Source organism: Mycobacterium sp. (assembly GCF_036273375.1).
Classification (GTDB): Bacteria; Actinomycetota; Actinomycetes; order Mycobacteriales; family Mycobacteriaceae; genus Mycobacterium.
This window is the reverse complement of sequence record NZ_DASUHS010000110.1, coordinates 21634-42087: the sequence shown is the minus strand read 5'-3', so window position 1 is coordinate 42087 and position 20454 is coordinate 21634. Positions and strand designations below refer to the sequence as shown.

Genomic DNA, 20454 nt, shown 5'->3' with positions numbered 1-20454 from the left:
CGCGCTGGCCCTACTGGGCTTCCTCAAGGTGCGCCGGATCCGCGGACCGCGTCAGACCATCGAATCGGTCAAGGAGACGCGCAGCGCGCTGACGCCGAGCCACGACAAGGCCCCCGGCGGCGCCAAGCAGCTTCCCGAGCCCCACGGCAGGCTCGCGAAGCCAGGAAACGGCGCTGCCGGCGATCCATCGGGTTGGTAGATGGCGCCGCCGGATCCGTCGGTAACGCGCATCGAGGGGCCGTGGCGCCATCTCGATGTGCACGCCAACGGCATCCGCTTCCACGTCGTCGAGGCGTCAGGCGAGGCCGATGGCCCGCCTGCAACGGCACGCCCGCTGGTGATGCTGCTGCACGGTTTCGGGTCGTTCTGGTGGTCCTGGCGTCATCAGCTACGCGGACTGCACGGCGCTCGAGTGGTCGCCGTCGACCTGCGCGGCTATGGCGGCAGCGATAAGCCGCCCCGCGGCTACGACGGCTGGACGATGGCCGGCGACACCGCCGGACTCATTAGGGCGCTGGGGCACTCCTCGGCGACCTTGGTGGGCCACGCCGACGGCGGGCTGGGCTGCTGGGCCACCGCCTTGTTGCATCCGCGGCTGGTGTCGGCGATCGCGCTGATCAGTTCTCCGCATCCGGCGGCGTTGCGACGATCGACGTTGACGCGACGCGACCAGGGTTATGCGCTATTGCCGACGCTGCTGCAATACCAAATACCGTTGTGGCCCGAGCGCCTGTTGACCCGCGACAACGCCGCCGAGATCGAGCGCCTGGTCCGCAGTCGCAGCTGCGGCAAATGGCTTGCCTCCGAAGACTTCTCCGAGACCATCGGCCATTTGCGGACGGCGATCCAAATCCCGGCGGCCGCGCACAGTGCCCTGGAATACCAGCGCTGGGCCGCGCGCAGCCAGCTGCGCGATGAAGGCCGGCGTTTCATGAGGTCGATGAGCCAGCAGCTCAGTGTGCCGCTGTTACACCTGCGCGGCGAGGCGGATCCCTACGTGCTGGCCGACCCGGTCGACCGCACGCAGCGCTACGCGCCACAGGGACGGTACGTATCCATTGCGGGCGCAGGACATTTCAGCCATGAGGAGGCGCCCGAGGAGATCAACAGGCACCTGACGAAATTCCTGGAGCAGGTGCACCTGACCCGAGCGCGGTAGGCGCGGCGGCTCAGCCCACGCAGGAGCCGGTGCCCACCAGTTTGGTGTCACCGATCCTGGCAAGCTGACCGGCCACCTCATCGGCGGTCAACACGAACCCCGTGTCGGGGTCGTCGACCGCCGCGCCGAACACCACTCCGAGCACGTGACCGTCGAGATCGATCAATGGTCCACCCGAATTGCCTTGCTCCACATTGGCTCTGATCGTGTAGACGTCACGGGTGACCGGCGCCGGATCCCGATAGATGTCGGGTCCGCTCAACTTGATCAGCTCGCGAATCCTGGCCGGGGTCGCGGTGAAGTTCCCGCCGCCGGGATAACCCAGGACTACCACGCTGGCGCCGGTTTTCGCGTCGCCCTGAGCGAAGGCCAGTGGGGGCGGGGGCAAGTTGGGGACGGACAGGATCGCGATGTCGACAGCCGGATCGTAGGACACCACAGTGGCATCGAGGGGGCTGCCGCTGGCGTAGATCTGGACGCTGTTGGAGCCGGCCACCACGTGCGCATTGGTCATCACCCGGTCGGGTGCGATCACGAATCCGCTGCCCTCCAACACTTTCTGGCAGCTCGGGGCCAGGCTGCGGACCTTGACCACACTGGGCGCGGTGGCTTGCACCACCGGGTTGCCGGCCAGCTCGGGATCGGGAGAGGCGACGGGGATGACCGGGGTGCGGCTGAACGGCTCCAGCACGGCGGGCAAACCGGAGGTATTCAGCAGCGCGGACAACCGCTTGGGTACCGTCTTGAGCCAGGGCGGCGCTACGTCGTTGACCTGAGCCAACACCCGCGAACCGCGGACCGCGGCGGCCAGTTCCGGCTGGTCCTTGGACTGGGTCAGCGGCGTCGCCAACAACCACGCCGCGGTCAGCACCACGACCAGCTGGACTGCTACCCCGATGATCGAGTCGACCGTTTTGATGGAACGGCTGCGGATCGCGCCGCGCACGGCGCGCCCCAGCACCACACCGGCGACCTCGCCGATGACCACCAGCGCGAGGATCAAGAACAGTGCGGCAAACAATTTCGCGCGCGGCGCGGCGATGTGGCTGACCAGGTGGGGCGCCAGCAGCACACCCGCGATCGCTCCGAGCAACACGCCGACGAACGACAGCAGCGAGCCCAGCGCGCCCGACCGCCAGCCCGAGATCGCCGCGATGAAGGCGACCGCGAGGACGGCGACATCCAGCCACTGCGACGGGCTCATGGAATTCATCGAGATCCACCCCCCTCGCCGACCAGCGCCATCGCCGCGTCCAATTCCCGCTCGTCGGTGGTGTCCCATGGCTGGGCCCAGCCGGCGACGTCGAGCAACGCGGAAATCACTTGGCCAGTGAATCCCCAGACCAGCATCTCGTTGAGCAGAAACGCCGGGCCGGCCCACCGGCGGCCGAGATCGCCGCGGTACACCATGAGCCGGTTGTCCGGGTTGATGAAGGCGCGCACCGGAACTCGCGCCACGATCGCCGTCTCGGCCTGGTTGACGACTGCCACCGGGCCGGGATCCGGCGAGTAGGCCAGCACCGGGACGACGTGAAACTGCGACGGCGCGATGAACATCTTTTCCATCGTGGCCAGGGGGTACAGCCTGCTCACGTCGATGCCGGTTTCCTCGCGGGCCTCGCGCAGCGCGGTGTCGACCGGGCCGTCATCGGTGGGATCGGAAGCACCGCCGGGAAACGCCGCCTGGCCGGCGTGGTGGCGCAGGGTCGACGCCCGCACGGTCACCAGCAGGTCGGCGTCCTCGGGAAAGCCGCGATCGGGCGCGCCGGATTCCGGACCGGAGAACAACACCAGGACAGCGGCGTCGCGGCTGGCGCCGCGCAGGGTCGTCACCGCCGACACGGCCTTACTGGTGATCATCGCCAGCACGTCGGCCGGCAGGCGGCGCCGGGCCGCGTCGGGAACGTCATCGACGTTGTCGACCAGCGGACGCAGCCAGGAAGGACAGGCGTCAGGCCTCAGCGGAACGGTCCCGCGCGAAGGGGCGGGGTCCCCATTCCGCAGGGGCGAACCCCCAGCACTCACGGGCCCTCCAGTCGGTTCAATTTTTCCGCTTATCCCCTGTCGTTGCCGATCGCAGCCGCGATCTCATGGGCAGTGTTGAAAGCTCGTGGCAGCGTCTGGGCAACGCTACCGTCCGGCCGGAGGACCACCGTCGCGGGCATCACATTTACCACCCGCAGCGCGGCGGCGACCCGGCGACGACCGTCCTGCAGGGTCGGCAGGCGCACACCGAGCTCGGCCAGCCGCAGCAGCGCCGCCGTTTCGTTCTCGTCCTGATGCACCGTCACCACCATCACGTCCGAACCGGCCCGACGTTGATACTCGGCCATCGCGGGCAGTTCGGCCGCGCACGGCGCGCACCAATATGCCCACAGGTTGAGGACCACCCGGCGCCCGGCCAGCGCGCGGGCGACGTCGACCAGGGAACCGTCGGCCGCGCAATCGGCCGTCACACCGCGCAGCGCCTCGGGGCCGTCCCCTAGTCCGGCGCCGGGGCACGGCGGCAAGTTGGCGCGTTGCCGCGGACCCGACAACGCGGCGGGCGTGTCGGCGTCGCGGTGTTCCCGGTCGGCCACCGCCTGATTGCTCGCAGGCGTCCCGGTCGTGGCGGAGTCGTCGTGCAGCTGGGCGACCAGCGCGGCGATCAGCGCCGCCACCACCGCCAGAATCGCGATGTGCCAGCGAGCCTTCCGGGTCAGCGTCGGCATTGCGGTCCCTGTGCGCGTCGGTCGGAGACCGGCTTACAGCCCGGCCAGGGCGAGCAGGTGCTCGGTTTCCGGGCCCTTCACCAGAGGCGCGGCCAACGCCGCTTCGGTGGGACCCAGCCCGAAGGAGGGGCAGTCCTTGGCGATCAGGCAGACGCCGCACGCCGGTTTGCGTGCATGGCACACCCGGCGGCCGTGGAAGATCACCCGGTGGCTCAGCATGGTCCACTCACCGCGTTCGATGAGGTCACCGACGGAGTGCTCGATTTTGACCGGATCCTTGTCCGGGGTCCAGCGCCACCGGTGCACCAGCCGCGTGAAGTGGGTGTCGACCGTGATGCCGGGAACCCCGAAGGCGTTGCCCAGAATGACGTTGGCCGTCTTACGCCCGACCCCGGGCAGGGTGACCAGTTCGGTCATGGTGGACGGCACCTCGCCGTCGAACCGTTCAACCAGGGCCTGGCCCAGGCCGATCAGCGAGGACGCCTTATTGCGGAAAAAACCGGTCGGACGGATCAGGTTTTCCAGCTCGGCGCGGTCCGCTTGCGCATAAGCCAGCGCCGACGGATACCGCTTGAACAGCGCCGGCGTCGTCAAATTGACCCGCTTGTCGGTGCTCTGCGCCGAAAGGATCGTGGCGACGGTCAATTCCAGCGGCGTCGTGAAATCCAGCTCGCAGTGAGCGTCCGGAAATGCTTGTGCCAGTGCACGATTCATGCGCCTCGCCCGTCGCACCAAGCCGACTCGGGATTCCTGCGACCAGCGCCGGGCTTCAACGCCGACGGGCGGGGCCGGAGTCGATTTCGAACGCCCGGACGACTTTGCCGCTGTCACGTACGACAGAGTACTGATTTCGTGATCTCGCTGAGACCTCGTGTTGATTCAAGGCGATGTTTACTCTTCGGTGTGTCGTGGTTGCTGGTGGCCGGTATTCCGGCGCTGCTGATGCTGGCAGCGCTGGGTCTTGGGCGGCTCGAGTCCGAGCTCGCCCCTGGCGCCTGCGCGGTGGCCGATGTCGACGAGCTCCCCGAGCGTGCTGACGGTGTGGATATGCACACGCTGGCCTCCGAAGGCATGCCGGAGGCGCTGGAATACCTGCATCGGCGCGAGCTTGCGCAGCTACCAGAGGCCCCGGCGAACGGACGCAGCGGCGGCCCGCGCCATGCCGCGCCGTCGTTCGCCGTCAGCTTCGTCGACCGCGATGAAATGACGCTGCCGACCCGAATACACGGCCATTCGCACGTCAATCCGCAGTTTAGGGCACCTCGACACGCCAATCCTGTGTAGCGTTGGCACGTTGGACACAACGGCGTTCCTCTAGACTCGTCACGCGAGCAAGGGGTTAGCCTGCCCGTAACACATTAATCTTTTGGGAAAGTTGAAGAGGCAACGTGGACGAGATCCTGGCAAGGGCAGGAATCTTCCAAGGGGTTGAGCCCGGCGCAGTCACCGCGCTGACCAAGCAGCTGCAACCCGTCGACTTCCCCCGTGGACACACGGTCTTCGCCGAGGGGGAACCCGGCGATCGGCTGTACATCATCGTCTCGGGGAAGGTGAAGATCGGTCGCCGTTCGCCCGATGGACGCGAGAATCTGCTGACGATCATGGGCCCTTCGGACATGTTCGGCGAATTGTCGATCTTCGACCCGGGTCCGCGAACGTCCAGCGCCACCACCATCACCGAGGTGCGGGCGGTGTCGATGGACCGCGACGCGCTGCGGGCGTGGATCGCTGATCGTCCCGAGATCGCCGAGCAGTTGTTGCGGGTGCTGGCCCGACGCCTGCGCCGCACCAACAACAACTTGGCCGACCTCATCTTCACTGACGTGCCCGGCCGGGTGGCCAAGCAGCTGCTGCAGCTCGCCCAGCGGTTCGGCACCCAAGAGGGCGGCGCCATGCGGGTCACCCACGACCTGACGCAGGAGGAGATCGCGCAGCTGGTCGGGGCGTCGCGGGAGACGGTGAACAAGGCGCTGGCCGACTTCGCCCACCGCGGCTGGATCCGTCTGGAGGGTAAGAGCGTGCTGATCTCGGACTCCGAGCGACTGGCCCGCCGAGCGAGGTAAGCGCGGGCGCCACCGAGCGAGGAATCAAACCCCGAGCGAGGTAAGCGCGTACGGGGGGTTGACCTCCGCCACACCAGTCACATGGGCACCGTGGTGGCACTCATGAGGCGACTTCAAATCGTGCTACCGCCAGCGCTATCGCATTTCGAAAACACCATGCCCTCCAGAGCCGGGACTGCTGGGACAGAATTGACCCGCGCGAGCTCGGTTAGGCCGACGACTCCGAGCTCAGGTGATTCAGCTGCACCTGTACCGACCACTCGGCGGCATCCCACAGTTTCTCGTCGACATCGACATAGACGTGTTCGACGATCCGGCGGGCGCTGGCGTCCTCCCCCAGTTCGCCCAATGCCGAACGCACCTGATCCAGTCGCTCCCGCCGGTGCGCCAGATAGCCCTGCGCGACGCTCTCCAGATCAGTCAGATCCGGGCCGTGTCCGGGCAGCACCTTCCGTCGGCCCAGGCCGCGCAACCGCCGCAGCGATTCCAGGTAGTCCGTCAGGCTGCCGTCCTCCTTGTCGAGAACCGCCGTGCCGCGGCCCAGGACGGTGTCGGCGGTCAACACCGCATCGTCGAGCAGGAAGGACAGCGAATCGGCGGTGTGGCCCGGCGTCGCCATGACCTTGATCTTGAGGCCGGCCGCATCGATCACCTCGCCGTCGGTCAGCTCCCCACCGAGGCCGCGCAGAAAACCACTGCCCGCCGAGCGCACGGTCGCGCCGGTCAGCTCGACCAGCTTGTCGATGCCGTCCGTGTGATCGCTGTGCCGGTGGCTGATCAGGACCAGGGCGATGCGGCCCAGCGCGGCAACCCGTGCGATGTGGTCGTCGTCGTCGGGTCCGGGGTCCACGATGACCAGCTCCTCGCTGCGCGGGCCGCGCAGCACCCAGGTGTTGGTGCCCTCGAGCGTCAGCAGCCCGGGGTTATCGGCCAACAGGACCGACGCGGTCTCGGTAACCGCCCGCAACTTGGCGTATGCGGGATGGGTCAGCGACTCGGCGGCCTGGGTCACGGACGTCAGCCGACCTCGACGATCAGCTCCACTTCCACCGGCGCGCCCAGTGGCAGCTCGGAGACCCCGACCGCCGAGCGCGCATGGGCGCCGTGTTCACCGAACACCTCGGCGAGCAGCTCGGAGGCCCCGTTGATGACGCTCGGCTGGCCATTGAATCCCGGCGCCGAGGCGACAAATCCGACGACCTTCACCACCCGGGTCACCTCGTCGATTCCCACCAGCGAGTTGACGGCCGCCAGCGCGTTGAGCACACAGATCCGGGCCATCGCCTTGCCCGCCTCGGGGCTGACGTCGGCACCGACCTTGCCGCTGGCCAACAGCTTTCCCTCCCGCATGGGGAGCTGGCCTGCGGTGTAGATCAGGTTGCCGGTGCGCACCGCCGGTACATAGGAGGCCAGCGGCGCAACGACCTCCGGGAGCGCGAGGCCGAGCTGCCCGAGCCGGGCCGAAGCACGCATCGGGCCCGATCCCTTTACTTGGGCCGCTTCAGATACGCGACGTGCTGCTCGCCGGTCGGCCCTTGCAGCACCGACACCAGCTCCCAGCCGTCGGCGCCCCACTGGTCCAGGATCTGTTTGGTGGCATGCGTCAGCAGCGGAACGGTGACGTACTCCCATGCGGTCGCTTGGCTCATGCCGCGAGCTTATCGGGTCGGGCTAGCATGCGAAGGTGGCAACCACATCGAGCGGCGGAGCTGCCGTCGGCTGGCCTGCGCGCTTGACGAAGGCCCGTTTACATTTCGTGACCGGCAAAGGCGGAACGGGTAAGTCGACCATCGCGGCCGCGCTGGCACTGACCCTGGCCGCGGGAGGCCGCAAGGTCCTGCTCGTGGAAGTCGAGGGCCGCCAAGGGATTGCACAACTCTTCGATGTGCCGCCCCTGCCCTATCAGGAGGTGAAGATCGCGACCGCCGAACGCGGCGGTCAGGTCAACGCCCTGGCGATCGACATCGAGGCCGCCTTCCTGGAATACCTCGACATGTTCTACAACCTGGGCATTGCGGGCCGCGCGATGCGCCGGATCGGTGCGATCGAGTTCGCGACGACGATCGCGCCGGGTCTGCGTGACGTGCTGCTGACCGGCAAGATCAAGGAGACGGTGATACGCGTCGACAAGAATCGACTGCCGGTTTATGACGCGATCGTCGTCGACGCCCCCCCGACCGGACGAATCGCGCGGTTCCTGGATGTCACCAAGGCCGTGTCCGATTTGGCCAAGGGCGGCCCGGTGCATTCGCAGGCCGACGGCGTTGTGAAGCTACTGCACTCCGACCAGACGGCCATTCACTTAGTCACCCTGTTGGAGGCGCTGCCGGTCCAGGAGACGCTGGAAGCCATCGAGGAGCTCGCCGAGATGCAGCTGCCGATCGGCAGCGTGATCGTGAACCGCAACATCCCCTCCTATCTGCAGCCGGCCGATCTGGCGAAGGCCGCCGAGGGAGACGTCGACGCGGACTCGGTGCGGTCGGGACTGGAAAAATCCGGAATCAGCCTGAACGACAAGGACTTTGCCGGCCTGCTCACAGAGACCATCGAGCATGCGACGGTAGTCGCCACGCGCGCCGAGATCGCACAACAGCTCGATGCATTGAAAGTAGCACGATTGGAACTACCGGCCATTTCCGACGGGGTTGACCTCGGCAGCCTTTACGAGCTGTCGGAATCACTTGCGCAGCAGGGGGTTCGATGAGCACCACGCCTGCACAGCTTGATATGGCGGCTATCCTGGCCGACACGACCAACCGCGTGGTGGTGTGCTGCGGCGCCGGTGGGGTGGGCAAGACCACCACCGCGGCCGCGATCGCGCTGCGCGCCGCGGAATACGGCCGCAATGTCTGCGTTTTGACGATCGATCCGGCCAAGCGACTGGCACAGGCGCTTGGGGTCAGCGACCTCGGTAACACACCGCAACGAGTCCCCCTGGCGGCGGAGGTTCCCGGCGAGCTGCACGCGATGATGCTCGACATGCGTCGCACCTTCGACGAGATGGTGGTCCAGTACTCCGGACCCGGTCGCGCACAGGCGATTCTGGATAACCAGTTCTATCAGACCGTCGCCAGTTCACTCGCCGGCACGCAGGAGTACATGGCGATGGAGAAGCTGGGTCAGCTGCTGGCCGAGGATCGATGGGACCTGGTAGTCGTCGATACCCCGCCATCGCGCAACGCACTGGACTTCCTGGACGCGCCGAAACGGCTGGGCAGCTTCATGGACAGCCGGCTTTGGCGGCTGCTGCTCGCGCCGGGCCGGGGCATCGGGCGGTTGGTAACCGGCGCAATGGGTTTGGCGATGAAGGCGATGTCCACAATCCTGGGCTCACAGATGCTCGGCGACGCCGCAGCGTTCGTGCAGTCGCTGGACGCCACCTTCGGCGGCTTCCGCGAGAAGGCTGATCGCACCTACGCGCTGCTGAAAAGGCGTGGGACGCAGTTCGTTGTGGTGTCGGCGGCCGAGCCGGATGCGCTGCGGGAGGCGGCCTTCTTCGTGGACCGGTTGTCGCAGGAAGGGATGCCGCTCGCCGGGCTGGTCTTGAACCGCACCCATCCGCCGTTGTGCTCCCTGCCGGCCGAGCGGGCGATCGACGGCAGCGAAATGCTGGAACACGACGGCGACTCCGAAGTGGCGTCGCTGGCCTCCGCGGTGTTGACCATTCACGCCGACCGTGCGCAGACCGCCAAGCGGGAGATCAGATTGCTTTCCCGATTCACCGGAGCCAATCCGCACGTGCCGGTCATCGGCGTTCCGTCGCTGCCCTTTGATGTGTCGGATTTGGAGGCGCTGCGCGCGCTCGCCGATCAGATCACTTCGGTCGGTGACGATGCGGGCCGGGCAACTGCCCGCTGAAAAACCGGTCGGCTCAACCTTCCGCCCCCACGAAAGGCTCAGCCGACGCTGCGGGTTCGCCTCTTGTCGAAGAAGTCCGCCCAGGAAACCACCTCGGGGTGCTGCTTGAGCAGGGCGCGGCGTTGCCGCTCGGTCATGCCGCCCCAAACCCCGAACTCGACCTTGTTGTCCAGCGCGTCTGCCCCGCATTCCTGCATCACCGGGCAGTGCCGGCAGATCACTGCCGCTTTACGCTGGGCCGCTCCACGGACAAACAGTTCGTCGGGATCTGTGGTCCGGCATAGCGCCCTCGAGACCCAAGCGATCCGTTCCTCGGCATCGACACTGTGAAGTACCCCTTGTGCGGCTGCAATGTTTGTCCTACGCGCCGCCGGCCGTATTGGTGACACGAACTGTTCCCTTTCCCTATCGGCCGCCCTTGACGGCCGCCCTCCTCGGGTGCAGATCCCGACCTAGCGATCTACGCCACACTATGTACATCGGTGTTACCTGAATCTCACCGTGTGTCTAAGTTAGGTGGTCAGGTGGCAATTGCGCAACAGTCCGATAACGCTTTTTTTGGGACGGGCGTGCCGTCTCGTACCGGACGATGGGCGCGGAAGTGATCTTGCACACTATGGTGCGCGTCGCGTGACGCAACTGCAAATTTCGCCGACGGGGCCACCGGGCGCTCAGCTGGACCCATTTTATGCGTGAACTCGCAGCGTGGCGGCGTGACTGAGGGCCGCTAATGTAGTAGCCATGTCAGACCGCCCCCCGGCCGCGCTCACGATCCTCAAGCTCGCGGGGCTGTGCTTGTTGGCCAGTGTCGTCGCCACGGCGCTGCTGTTTCCCTTCGCCGGCGGCATAGGACTTGTGTCCAATCGGGCCTCGGAAGTGGTTGCCAACGGCTCGGCTCAGCTTCTCGAGGGCGAGGTGCCGGCAGTGTCGACGATGGTCGACGCCAAAGGCAACACCATCGCCTGGCTGTACTCGCAGCGGCGGTTCGAGGTGCCCACCGACAAAATCGCCAACACGATGAAGCTGGCGATCGTCTCGATCGAGGACAAGCGGTTCGCCGAGCACAACGGGGTGGACTGGAAAGGCACCCTGACCGGACTGGCGGGCTATGCGCGCGGCGACGTCGACACGCGCGGCGGTTCGACCATCGAGCAGCAGTACATCAAGAACTACCAGCTGCTGGTGACCGCCAAAACCGACGCCGAGAAGCGCGCGGCCATCGAAACCACCCCGGCGCGCAAGCTGCGCGAGATCCGGATGGCGCTGACGCTGGACAAGACCTTCACCAAGCCAGAGATCCTGACGCGTTATCTGAACCTGGTCTCGTTCGGCAACGGCTCGTTCGGCGTGCAGGACGCCGCCCAGACCTACTTCGGCGTCAACGCCTCCGACCTGAACTGGCAGCAGTCGGCGCTGTTGGCGGGCATGGTGCAGTCGACCAGTGCGCTCAACCCGTACATCAACCCCGACGGGGCGCTGGCGCGGCGAAACTTGGTGCTGGACACCATGATCGAGAACATCCCGCAGGAGGAAGATGCGCTGCGTGCCGCCAAGGCCACGCCGCTGGGAATCCTCCCGCAGCCCAACGAGTTACCCCGCGGCTGCATCGCGGCGGGCGATCGCGCCTTCTTCTGCGACTACGTCCAGGAGTACCTCTCCCGGGCCGGGATCAGTAAGGAACAGGTGGCCCGCGGCGGCTACCTCATCAAGACCACGCTGGACCCGGACGTGCAGATCCCGGTCAAGGCCGCCATCGACAAGTTCGCCAGCCCGACGCTTCCGGGGATCTCGAGTGTGATGAGCGTGCTCCAGCCGGGCAAGACTTCGCACAAGGTGATGGCCATGGCCAGCAACCGCACGTACGGGCTCGACGTGGATGCCGGTCAAACCATGCGCCCGCAGCCCTTCTCGCTGGTCGGCGACGGCGCGGGATCCGTCTTCAAGATCTTCACCACCGCCGCGGCCCTGGACATGGGGATGGGGACCAACGCCACCCTCGAGGTACCGGGCCGGTTCCAGGCGAAGGGCATGGGTAGCGGTGGGGCCAAGGGATGCCCGAAGGACAACTGGTGCGTGATCAACGCCGGTAACTACCGCGGGTCGATGAACGTCACGGACGCGTTGGCCACCTCGCCCAACACCGCGTTCGCCAAGCTGATCCAGCAGGTCGGGGTTACGCGCACGGTGGACATGGCGATCAAGCTCGGGCTGCGGTCCTACGCCGACCCGGGCACGGCCCGCGACTACAACCCTGATAGCAACGAGAGCCTGGCCGACTTCGTCAAACGGCAAAACATCGGCTCGTTCACGCTCGGCCCGATCGAGGTGAACGCGCTGGAGCTGTCGAACGTCGCGGCAACCCTGGCCTCCGGCGGCACCTGGTGCCCGCCCAATCCGATCGACAAGCTGGTCGACCGCAAGGGCAACGAGGTCGCGGTAACGACCGAGACCTGCGATCAGGTGGTGCCCGAGGGCCTGGCGAACACCTTGGCCAACGCGATGAGCAAGGACGCCCTGGGCGGCGGCACGGCGGCCGGTTCGGCCAGTGCGGCGGGCTGGGACCTGCCGGTGTCCGGTAAGACGGGCACCACCGAGGCGCACCGCTCGTCGGGCTTCGTGGGGTTCACCAACCACTACGCGGCGGCCAACTACATCTATGACGACTCCCCCAACCCCACCGATCTGTGCTCGTCCCCGCTGCGCCATTGTGGCGAGGGCGACCTGTACGGCGGTAATGAACCGGCACGCACGTGGTTTACCGCGATGAAGCCGATCGCCAACAACTTCGGGCCGGTGCAGTTGCCGCCCACCGACCCTCGCTACGTCGACGGGTCACCCGGTTCGCGGGTGCCCAGCGTCGCCGGCCTGGATATCGATGCGGCACGCCAGCGTGTCAAAGAGGCGGGCTTCCAGGTCGCCGACCAAAACAACTTCGTCAATAGCAGCGCAAAACAGGGCGAGGTGGTTGGAACAACACCGAGCGGGGCAACGATTCCCGGCTCGATCATCACCATCCAGGTCAGCAACGGCATACCGCCTGCCCCGCCGCCGCCGCCGGAAGGTGCCCCTCCGCCGGTCGGCTCGCAGGTAGTCGAGATTCCGGGTCTGCCGCCGATCACCATTCCGCTGCTGGCCCCACCGCCACCGCCGCCACCCGGTCAGCCGCCCCCATAGGCGTCGTGACACAAAGAGATACGCTGCCATCCCGCGACCGGCAGTAGGCTGCCAGCATGGCTGAAGTTTTGCCCATCCTGATACGTGCTGGCGCCACCGCGCTCGGTTCGAGCGTCGCCGGCCTTGGTTATGCCGCAGTGATCGAGCGCAACGCGTTCGTACTGCGCGAGATCACCATGCCCGTGTTGACCCCGGGCTCGACCCCGTTGCGTGTGCTGCATATCAGCGACCTGCACATGACGCCCGGCCAGCGCCGCAAGCAGGCGTGGCTGCGTGAGCTGGCCGGCTGGGAACCGGATCTGGTGGTCAACACCGGCGACAACCTGGCCCACCCCAAGGCGGTGCCGTCGGTCATCCAGGCCCTCGGCGATCTGCTGTCTCGACCGGGCGTCTTCGTGTTCGGCAGCAACGATTACTTCGGCCCGCGGCTGAAGAACCCGCTGAACTACGTGACCAACCCGTCGCACCGGGTCCCCGGTGAACCTCTTCCTTGGCAAGACCTGCGGGCGGCGTTCACCGAGCGCGGCTGGCTCGACCTCACCCACACCCGGCGCGAGTTCGAAGTGGCGGGTTTGCACATCGCGGCCGCGGGCGTGGATGACCCGCACATCGACCGCGACCGCTACGAAACCGTCGCCGGCCCGGCCAGTCCGGCCGCGAATCTGCGCCTGGGACTGACCCATTCGCCCGAGCCGCGGGTGCTGGACCGCTTCGCCGCCGACGGCTACCAGCTGGTGATGGCCGGACACACCCACGGCGGTCAGGTGTGCCTGCCGTTCTACGGCGCACTGGTGACCAACTGCGGTCTGGACCGCTCGCGCGCGAAGGGGCCGTCCCGCTGGGGCGCAAACACGCAGTTGCATGTCTCCGCAGGGATGGGCACCTCGCCGTTCGCGCCCGTGCGATTCTGCTGCAGGCCGGAGGCCACCCTGCTGACGTTGATCGCCGCCCCGATGGGCGACCGCAATGCGGCCAGCGACCTGAGCCGTTCGCAGCCAACAGCATCGGTGCGTTGACCGACCAGACCCGGATCGCGGCCCGCAGCCGCTCACGTTGCTGGACAGACGACGCGATCCGCCTGATCCAGGCCGACGCCCGCCGCAGCGCCGACACCCATCTGCTGCGCTACCCGTTGCCCTGCGCGTGGAGCACTGGCGCCGACGTGGCGCTGTACCTCAAGGACGAGACCACGCACATCACCGGCAGCCTCAAGCACCGGTTGGCCCGCTCGTTGTTCCTCTACGCACTCTGCAACGGCTGGATCGACGAGGGCACCACGGTAGTCGAGGCGTCGTCGGGTTCGACGGCGGTGTCGGAGGCCTATTTCGCGGCCTTGCTCGGATTGCCATTCGTCGCGGTGATGCCCGCGGCGACGAGCACGTCGAAAGTGGCGCTGATCGAAGCCCGCGGCGGCCGTTGTCATTTCGTGCAGAGCTCCAGCGAGGTCTACGCCGAGGCGGAGCGGGTCGCCCGCGAAACCGGCGGCCACTACCTGGACCAGTTCACCAACGCCGAGCGCGCCACCGACTGGCGGGGAAACAACAACATCGCCGAGTCGATCTTCGAGCAGATGCGCGAGGAGCGCTACCCCGTCCCGGACTGGATCGTGGTCGGGGCGGGCACCGGCGGAACCAGCGCCACGATCGGGCGCTACATCCGCTACCGACGGCACGCCACCCGGCTGTGCGTCGTCGACCCGGAGAACTCGGCGTTCTTTCCCGCCTACGCCGAGGACCGCGATGACATCGTGATGCCCACCTCGTCGCGCATCGAGGGCATCGGCCGGCCGCGGGTGGAACCATCGTTTCTGCGCGGCGTGGTCGACCGCATGGTGGTTGTCCCGGACTCGGCGTCGATCGCTGCCGCGCGGCACGTCAGCGCGGTGTTGGGGCGCCGGGTGGGGCCGTCGACCGGCACCAACCTGTGGGGTGCGTTCGGCCTCCTCGCAGAGATGGTCGCCGAGGGCCGTAGCGGTTCGGTGGTGACACTGCTCGCCGATAGCGGCGACCGCTACCGCGACACCTACTTCAGCGACGACTGGGTGGCGGCACAGGGACTGGATCCGACCGACGCGGCCGAGGCGCTGGTCGAGTTCGAGCGATCTTGCTCGTGGAAGTGACCTGCCACACCACGGTTTGGCCAGCCGATGGCACGGTGCGATAGGCTGTCGAAGCTTCAAGCGGGGTGTGGCGCAGCTTGGTAGCGCGCTTCGTTCGGGACGAAGAGGCCGTGGGTTCGAATCCCGCCACCCCGACTCATGTTGCGGCAGTTCGCGGCGACGCCGGGCGTCAGCCCGCAGCGTGGCGCGCCGCGAACTCCTCTTCCATCACTTCATCGTCGCCAGGTTGTGCCAGAAGTTTTTGAGGCTGTCCGTTCCGCCGAAGAGCGTCGTGAAATTCGTGGAGTCGACGAGCACGATGTCGCCGGCCCGGTCGGCGTCCGGGGGCATCCAGATCAGCGCGTTGAATTCGCTGTTGCCCGCCGCGATAAACGGATGGGGCCGTTGCGGGTCCACGCGCTGCCTGCCGAGCACGCGCAGCTGGTCGCTTTCGGCAGCGGTGAGTTCGTAGTGCGGCAGGTGCGGGTGAAAGTTCAGCGTGACGACGTTGTTCAGCAGCCCCGGCGCGTCCAGATCGCGGAAGCCGGTCAGCGGCGCGATCTGATTGGTGCCCTCCACCAGAGCGGGGCGCAATCCCCACGTGTTGTGCACGGGAACGTCGAGCGCCTTCATCAGTGAGCGCGTGTAGGCGGTGAATCGCTGCTGCCGTGGCACCAGCGGATCCCCATGGTGCAGGAATTCGACCTGGCGCTGTGCCGGGTCGTCGGTGAAGCCGACGTCGTGGTGCGGCGCCAGCAGCAGGCAGGTGCCTTCGCGTTTCAGCCACTCCCGAAGGGCGGCGATCTCTTCGGCCCGCGCCTCCTCTTCGCCGACGAGATGGTCGAGCCCGAACACCATCAGGGTGTCGGTGTCGGCCAATATCCGTTCGTCGATCAGCTGCTGATAGCCGGCCTGGTCGATGCGCTGGAACACTGCGACCGGATGGCCGGTCGCGTCGCCCGCAAGTGCCTGGAAGGCCAGCGTCGAGCGGTGGAACAGCTCCAGGGTGCCGGCGATCCCCTGCAGGAAGTGCGCCTCATCCCAGTCGGGTCCCTCGTAGTGGGGCCATGCCGCTCTGCGCACTTCCGTCATCGTCGAAAAACGGTTGTCCAGCGCTTCGATGTCGCGCTGGGATTCCCACGCATAGCTCCACGTCCAGTAGATGCTGATGCGTCGTCTGCCCGTGCGCGGTCGAACCACATGGGTTTGGTTGTAAGTGCGTGCGGCGGGCAAGGTGCTCATGATGGTTCCCCGGTTGTCAGTCGAGCGCGGCGAGGTATCGCATGGCGTTGATGCCCGGAAGGAAGAAGTATGCCCCACCGGTCAGCGTCGTGAATGCTGGAAGGCCCTTGAGAACTCGGCGGATCGGCCGCTTCGGTATCTTGAATTCCATTGTGCCGTCTTGTGTCCCGCAGATCGGGTCGTGCTCGTTGCCGAGTTCGTGGAACGTGCGGTCGTTGATCCAGACGTTCTGAGCGAATTCGAACTGCCGGATAAGGCTGGCGCAGATGATGAACGCGGCAATGCCACGGTCCACGCCGTCGTCGGGGGCACCGTCGGGAAGCGCCGGCCCATAGGTGGCCCCACGGCGAATCATCCTTCGCCGGTTCATGTTGAACGTGGTATCACGGGGGTTGAGCCGTCGAGCGTGGGCGCCCAGGGGACAGGCGTATCCGAGCGGGTCCATCTCCCCGTAGTTGAAGTCGTTGTTACGCATGGGGTCCGCGCCCAGCTCGGGATCATCGGCGTCCGGCGCAAGCACCAAGGGAGCGCCGCTGCGCCAGCGGCCCATGAATTTCGCGGCCAACAACTCCTCGTCGTCGGGCGTGCGGGCCTGCGAACGGATGTAGTCGCGGAACAAAGCGACGTGCTCTTGCAGTCGCCGGTACGCCGCGTAGGTGCCATTGCGCGAGAGCACATCCGGCCGGGGCGCGTTGGCCACCGGGCCGACCTCATCGGGATAGCCGAGGATGAACTCGCCGGCCTTCAGCGGTGCGCCCGAGCCTGGCGTGGGCTCCTCGCCCGATCCCTCTATCACCGGCTGCGACAACCGATCGCGGAAGCCGAAATGGTCGTGGGCGTAGTTGAACGGGGGCGTCGCATTCAGATCCAGATATGACAACCGCCGCACGCCCGCGCACCTCCGCACCAGGTCGTCATGGGCGCGGGTGGCTCGGGTGTGCTCGGCGTCGTCTCGCGCGAACAGAATCGCAATCGCGTGCAGGTCGTCACCGGCCAACTCGCCGACCCAGTTGTCGGGGTGGTTTCGACCGGTGTCGCCGAGAATGTCGGCCCGGGCGGCCATGCCCTGCCGGAACTCTTCCGGAAAGGTCGCGAGAGCCTCCTCGGGCACCCCGAGCGCCCGAAGACCGTTCCAGGTGAAACCCAGCGTGACCCATCGCTTGGCGCGGTCCACGGAGTCTCGCACCGACGCGGCGGACTCCACGACATCCACCAGTTCGGACAGCCAGGCGCGGCCGGCCATCGGATTGTCGAACGAGAGAAACTCGTACCGTCCGGTCATGGCCGGGGTACGGGTCAGCAGGATGTGCTGGATGTCGTCGAGCTCAAGCATCTGCACGCTCCGATCGGCGTCACTGCATCTGATCCAGCATGGTGCCGAACGCGGCTTTCAGCCGCAGTGCCTTCTTGATCTCGTCGGCCGTGACGTAGGGGTACTCACCGTATTCCAGAAAGCTCGGGCACTGGTGCTCGCGAACGAACTTGACGAAGGCATCCGGGTTCTCGCGCCAGTCTTCGGGGAAGCCCTCGAGATTGGTGAAGACGGTGGTGATCCCGGTCTGGCTGAACAGGTGCACCGCGTCCTCGGTGTATTTGTCGAAGTCGGTGTCGAAGATGCCCTGGTACTGGAAATGCAGCCCCGACCCGATGTCGAAGAGTTGCCAGCGTAGGTAGTGCAGCCGCAGCGGTGCCAGCACTTCCGGGTTCGCCTTGATGGCTTCTTCAATCTGTTGGCCGTAGGCGCGAACGGCTTCTTCGCGGCCTTCCTTGACCTTGGCGATGATGGAAAAGCCGTAGCAAGCCGGGGTGCGCGGATACAGCGGCCCGTACCGGCCGCGTTCGAGTTCGAAATAGCCTTCCTTGGGGATGGCCAGAGCCGCGGGTTTGGTCCACTCGTCTTCGGTTGCCACCATCGTCGCTCCAAAGTCAGGCTGGTGGGCCGGACGCTACCACCTGGCTTCGCCACGCAAGCCGGATCGACGGATGGCGGTTACCCGAGCCGGCGGGCACACATTCGCCGGTCCGGTGCCGAACGCCGCAGTCCTTCTCCGAAGACTCTCGCCGGGTCGCCGCCGTCTTCGCGACGCTGGGGCGCCCTGGCATGGAGCAACGTTGTGCGCACCCAACAGTTTCGGGAAGCCCTGAGCACCCGCGACACGATCGGACAGGCCAGGGGCATCCTCATGGAGCGCTACGATCTCGACGACCAGACTGCCTTCAACACCCTGATCAAACTTTCGCAGAGCATGAACACCCCGCTGGGGGACGTCGCGCGCCGGGTGATCGAGGACGCGACTGGGCGGTGAGGTCGCGGGGGTGGCTGGGGTCGGCCGAACGTGCTGTGGCCCAAGGCATCTCGCTAGACTTCCCACTCCGGTTCCAGCCTCTGTGTCCTGACGTGGGGCGAGAACCCATGTATCCGCCGCCGGCCCCGCACGACAACGGGCTGAATTCGCGCCCAGCTCTGCAATTGGGAGCGGCCCACCAGGCGGCAGTGGTGGGTACCGGCCAATTGGCGGGCCGCCTTGGTGAAGGTCTGGTTGGTCACGACGACCGTCCGGTTACAACCATGGTGCAGCGCCCCGGCCACGACCTGCTGGACCGCGGCCACACCGACGGCCTTCGCGAGCCTCTTGCATTGGACGGCCATGCGGGCCCCGTCTTTCTTGGCGATCAGATCCACGCCGTAGTCACCGGTGCTGGCGGTCGGGGTGACGCTGTAGCCCGCGACGCGAAGCTGCGCCGCAACGAATTCCTCGAACTCGGTGCCGGACATCCGGTCGATGGCCCGCAGCCCCGATCTCGCGTATTTGAGGTCGCGTCGTCTGTGTGCATCGGCCTGATAGCGGTCCCGTTGCAGCGCAAGCCACCACAGGGTGGCCACCGCGACGGCCAGCCCACCGAGCCCGGCCAGGCACCCCGCCGGCAGGCTGCCGGTGGCCCTTTGCGTGAAATACCAAGGGAGCGCTAACCCCAGCACGAGGAGCGACCCGAGTACCTTCTCCATTTGTCCGCTGAACCTAGTGCATGCCACCGACAATTCAGCGCAATCCGGTGCAGGTTCACGGTTGCGTCATAGTACGCGGCGCGGCTCGTCCCGGTCTGCGGAGCTTTCCTGTGTCAGGCGTAGTCGGCGCACACCGGAAGGCCGGAGCCGCAGGCCCGCATCCGGCTACGGTGCTGCACCAAAAAGCAGCTGGAGCAGGTGAACTCGTCGGCCCGCTGGGGAATCACCGTCACCGACAGCTCTTCCCCCGACAGGTCGGCGCCCGGTAGTTCGAAGAAGTGCACATCGTTGGGGTCCTCGTCGACCACGGCGGTGACAGGCCCCTGCAGGGTCGGCGCCAGTTCGCGAAGCGAGGACTTGTCCTGGGTGTCGGCGTCGGATACACGGCGTGCGTCGTAGTCAGTGGTGGTCGCCATTGGGGTTCCTTCCTGCTATGGAACGGGTTGACGCACTTTCGTGTACTCACCCGTGGCGCAGGCAGTACCCCGTCCGGGGGTGTGCTACACCGACGCGGCCCGAAAAAGTTGCGGCGACCGAGAAATGGACCGGCGGCGACGTCATGCCCCGCGCTTACTCGCGAAAGCGCGTCAACGCCGCCAACGGCACGGCGTTTGCTGGGCGGGGTGGCTCAACCGGTCCGGCAGGAACGGATTACCTCCTTGGCGTGGGGATCAGGCGTCAGCCACGGGTACCTGCGTGGCGCCGATAATCGTTAGCTCCGCCGCAATGCGCCGCACGCGCGGCAAACGCTCGGGCACTCAGCTGCTGGGCGGTGGCGCGGGCTGGTCGGAATACGCGGTGTGCCAGCGCAGTTCGGCGTCGCGGACCTTGCGGTGGGCACGCAGCAGCCACGCCGCGCTGAGCGCGCCAAGTACGACGGCCGCGATCAGGGCGATGGCGCCACCCACCAGATGTCCGGTCGCCACGGCGAACAAGCCGACGGTAAGCGCTATCACCGCCACGGCCGAACCAGCGAGGCCGGGGACGTTGGCTCCGTTCTTGAGGGATTCGCCGGCGTGCTGACGAGTGGTACGGGCATGGTCGACTGCGGCGTTCTTGGGGTAATCCAATGTCATTCCTCGTCGAGAGTTATTGTGTATAAGCATTATTCGCACGGCGGACGGGTGCGGTCGGCTCCGCTG

Annotated in this window: 22 protein-coding genes, 1 tRNA gene and 2 pseudogenes; 11 read left to right on the top strand and 14 right to left on the bottom strand. The window is 66.7% G+C overall.

The annotated features are described in order from the left end of the window. Both VFW69_RS11075 and VFW69_RS11070 read left to right on the top strand, forming a co-directional pair. A pseudogene (locus tag VFW69_RS11075) lies at positions 1-199 on the top strand (phage holin family protein); the annotation flags it as partial. Beyond that, positions 200-1159 (top strand): alpha/beta fold hydrolase, encoded by a 960-nt coding sequence (locus VFW69_RS11070; RefSeq protein ID WP_526501104.1) that lies wholly within the window; start codon positions 200-202, stop codon positions 1157-1159. A gap of 10 nt (positions 1160-1169) precedes the next feature. On the opposite strand, the gene marP is transcribed toward VFW69_RS11070, so the two are convergent. Genes marP through nth form a run of 4 tightly spaced genes read right to left on the bottom strand, consistent with a single transcriptional unit; the run spans position 1170 to position 4584 of the window. Further along, entirely contained in the window at positions 1170-2363 is a 1194-nt protein-coding gene (gene marP / locus VFW69_RS11065) for an acid resistance serine protease MarP (RefSeq protein WP_526501106.1), read from the bottom strand. Positions 2364-2368: 5 nt separating this feature from the next. Further along, positions 2369-3184: an NUDIX hydrolase gene (locus VFW69_RS11060; RefSeq protein ID WP_526501102.1), complete on the bottom strand. Its 816-nt coding sequence runs from the start codon at positions 3182-3184 to the stop codon at positions 2369-2371. A 29-nt stretch (positions 3185-3213) separates the two neighbouring features. Beyond that, entirely contained in the window at positions 3214-3870 is a 657-nt protein-coding gene (locus VFW69_RS11055; RefSeq protein ID WP_526501100.1) for a TlpA family protein disulfide reductase, read from the bottom strand. Between the two features lie 33 nt (positions 3871-3903). After that, positions 3904-4584, bottom strand: coding sequence for an endonuclease III (gene nth, locus VFW69_RS11050; protein ID WP_526501098.1), 681 nt, complete (start codon positions 4582-4584; stop codon positions 3904-3906). A gap of 189 nt (positions 4585-4773) precedes the next feature. Between nth and VFW69_RS11045 the strand changes: the two genes are divergently transcribed. Together VFW69_RS11045 and crp are read left to right on the top strand one after the other, a co-directional pair. After that, positions 4774-5154, top strand: a complete 381-nt coding sequence (locus tag VFW69_RS11045; RefSeq protein WP_526501096.1) for a hypothetical protein — start codon at positions 4774-4776, stop codon at positions 5152-5154. Positions 5155-5258: 104 nt separating this feature from the next. Continuing rightward, positions 5259-5933: a cAMP-activated global transcriptional regulator CRP gene (gene crp / locus VFW69_RS11040; protein ID WP_036465140.1), complete on the top strand. Its 675-nt coding sequence runs from the start codon at positions 5259-5261 to the stop codon at positions 5931-5933. 208 nt (positions 5934-6141) lie between these two features. On the opposite strand, the gene VFW69_RS11035 is transcribed toward crp, so the two are convergent. The 3 genes from VFW69_RS11035 to sp36 are packed head-to-tail and all read right to left on the bottom strand — an operon-like array spanning position 6142 to position 7582. Then, on the bottom strand, positions 6142-6945 hold the full coding sequence (locus tag VFW69_RS11035; protein WP_526501087.1) for an MBL fold metallo-hydrolase: 804 nt from the start codon (positions 6943-6945) through the stop codon (positions 6142-6144). A 5-nt stretch (positions 6946-6950) separates the two neighbouring features. Then, entirely contained in the window at positions 6951-7406 is a 456-nt protein-coding gene (locus VFW69_RS11030) for a RidA family protein (protein ID WP_526501085.1), read from the bottom strand. 14 nt (positions 7407-7420) lie between these two features. Then, positions 7421-7582 carry a Sp36 family protein gene (gene sp36 / locus VFW69_RS11025; RefSeq protein ID WP_526501083.1) on the bottom strand — a complete coding sequence of 54 codons (162 nt, stop codon included), beginning with the start codon at positions 7580-7582 and terminating at the stop codon, positions 7421-7423. A 35-nt stretch (positions 7583-7617) separates the two neighbouring features. Between sp36 and bagA the strand changes: the two genes are divergently transcribed. Together bagA and bagB are read left to right on the top strand one after the other, a co-directional pair. Next, complete coding sequence (gene bagA, locus VFW69_RS11020) at positions 7618-8637, top strand: ATPase BagA (RefSeq protein ID WP_526501081.1); 1020 nt, start codon at positions 7618-7620, stop codon at positions 8635-8637. Next, the gene (gene bagB, locus VFW69_RS11015) at positions 8634-9791 is read left to right on the top strand and encodes an ATPase BagB (RefSeq protein WP_526501079.1); all 1158 of its coding nucleotides are present in this window, start codon (positions 8634-8636) and stop codon (positions 9789-9791) included. Before bagA ends, bagB begins: the two co-directional genes overlap by 4 nt. A gap of 38 nt (positions 9792-9829) precedes the next feature. Here the strand turns inward: bagB and VFW69_RS11010 are convergent, their stop codons facing one another. Beyond that, positions 9830-10180 (bottom strand): WhiB family transcriptional regulator, encoded by a 351-nt coding sequence (locus tag VFW69_RS11010; RefSeq protein ID WP_526501077.1) that lies wholly within the window; start codon positions 10178-10180, stop codon positions 9830-9832. A 352-nt stretch (positions 10181-10532) separates the two neighbouring features. Here VFW69_RS11010 and ponA2 point away from each other — a divergent pair, with 352 nt between their 5' ends. The 4 genes from ponA2 to VFW69_RS10990 all read left to right on the top strand — a co-directional run bounded on the left by ponA2 (position 10533) and on the right by VFW69_RS10990 (position 15219). Beyond that, positions 10533-12965, top strand: coding sequence for a transglycosylase/D,D-transpeptidase PonA2 (gene ponA2, locus VFW69_RS11005; protein WP_526501075.1), 2433 nt, complete (start codon positions 10533-10535; stop codon positions 12963-12965). Between the two features lie 56 nt (positions 12966-13021). Beyond that, positions 13022-13981, top strand: coding sequence for a metallophosphoesterase (locus tag VFW69_RS11000; protein WP_526501073.1), 960 nt, complete (start codon positions 13022-13024; stop codon positions 13979-13981). Continuing rightward, positions 13978-15084 carry an L-cysteine desulfhydrase Cds1 gene (cds1, locus tag VFW69_RS10995; RefSeq protein WP_526501071.1) on the top strand — a complete coding sequence of 369 codons (1107 nt, stop codon included), beginning with the start codon at positions 13978-13980 and terminating at the stop codon, positions 15082-15084. The genes VFW69_RS11000 and cds1 overlap by 4 nt, the downstream gene beginning before the upstream one ends. A 61-nt stretch (positions 15085-15145) precedes the next feature. Further along, positions 15146-15219, top strand: a tRNA-Pro gene (locus tag VFW69_RS10990). A gap of 72 nt (positions 15220-15291) precedes the next feature. Here the strand turns inward: VFW69_RS10990 and VFW69_RS10985 are convergent. From VFW69_RS10985 to VFW69_RS10975, 3 genes are read right to left on the bottom strand one after another with little or no spacing between them, the layout of a single operon-like run. Next, entirely contained in the window at positions 15292-16305 is a 1014-nt protein-coding gene (locus tag VFW69_RS10985; protein WP_526501069.1) for a hypothetical protein, read from the bottom strand. 16 nt (positions 16306-16321) lie between these two features. Then, entirely contained in the window at positions 16322-17638 is a 1317-nt protein-coding gene (locus tag VFW69_RS10980) for a Dyp-type peroxidase (RefSeq protein ID WP_526501067.1), read from the bottom strand. 19 nt (positions 17639-17657) lie between these two features. Further along, positions 17658-18218, bottom strand: a complete 561-nt coding sequence (locus VFW69_RS10975; RefSeq protein WP_526501065.1) for a hypothetical protein — start codon at positions 18216-18218, stop codon at positions 17658-17660. A 122-nt stretch (positions 18219-18340) separates the two neighbouring features. Between VFW69_RS10975 and VFW69_RS10970 the strand changes: the two are divergent. Beyond that, positions 18341-18611: pseudogene (locus VFW69_RS10970) on the top strand (ANTAR domain-containing protein); the annotation flags it as partial. Between the two features lie 53 nt (positions 18612-18664). Here VFW69_RS10970 and VFW69_RS10965 read toward each other — a convergent pair. The 3 genes from VFW69_RS10965 to VFW69_RS10955 form a co-directional block, all read right to left on the bottom strand. Next, a complete protein-coding gene (locus VFW69_RS10965) occupies positions 18665-19312 on the bottom strand; it encodes a restriction endonuclease (protein WP_526501063.1) in 648 nt (215 codons plus the stop codon). 113 nt (positions 19313-19425) lie between these two features. Further along, positions 19426-19728 (bottom strand): DUF4193 family protein, encoded by a 303-nt coding sequence (locus tag VFW69_RS10960; protein WP_526501061.1) that lies wholly within the window; start codon positions 19726-19728, stop codon positions 19426-19428. Between the two features lie 342 nt (positions 19729-20070). Then, positions 20071-20388: a hypothetical protein gene (locus tag VFW69_RS10955; RefSeq protein WP_526501059.1), complete on the bottom strand. Its 318-nt coding sequence runs from the start codon at positions 20386-20388 to the stop codon at positions 20071-20073. Between the last annotated feature and the right edge of the window lie 66 nt (positions 20389-20454).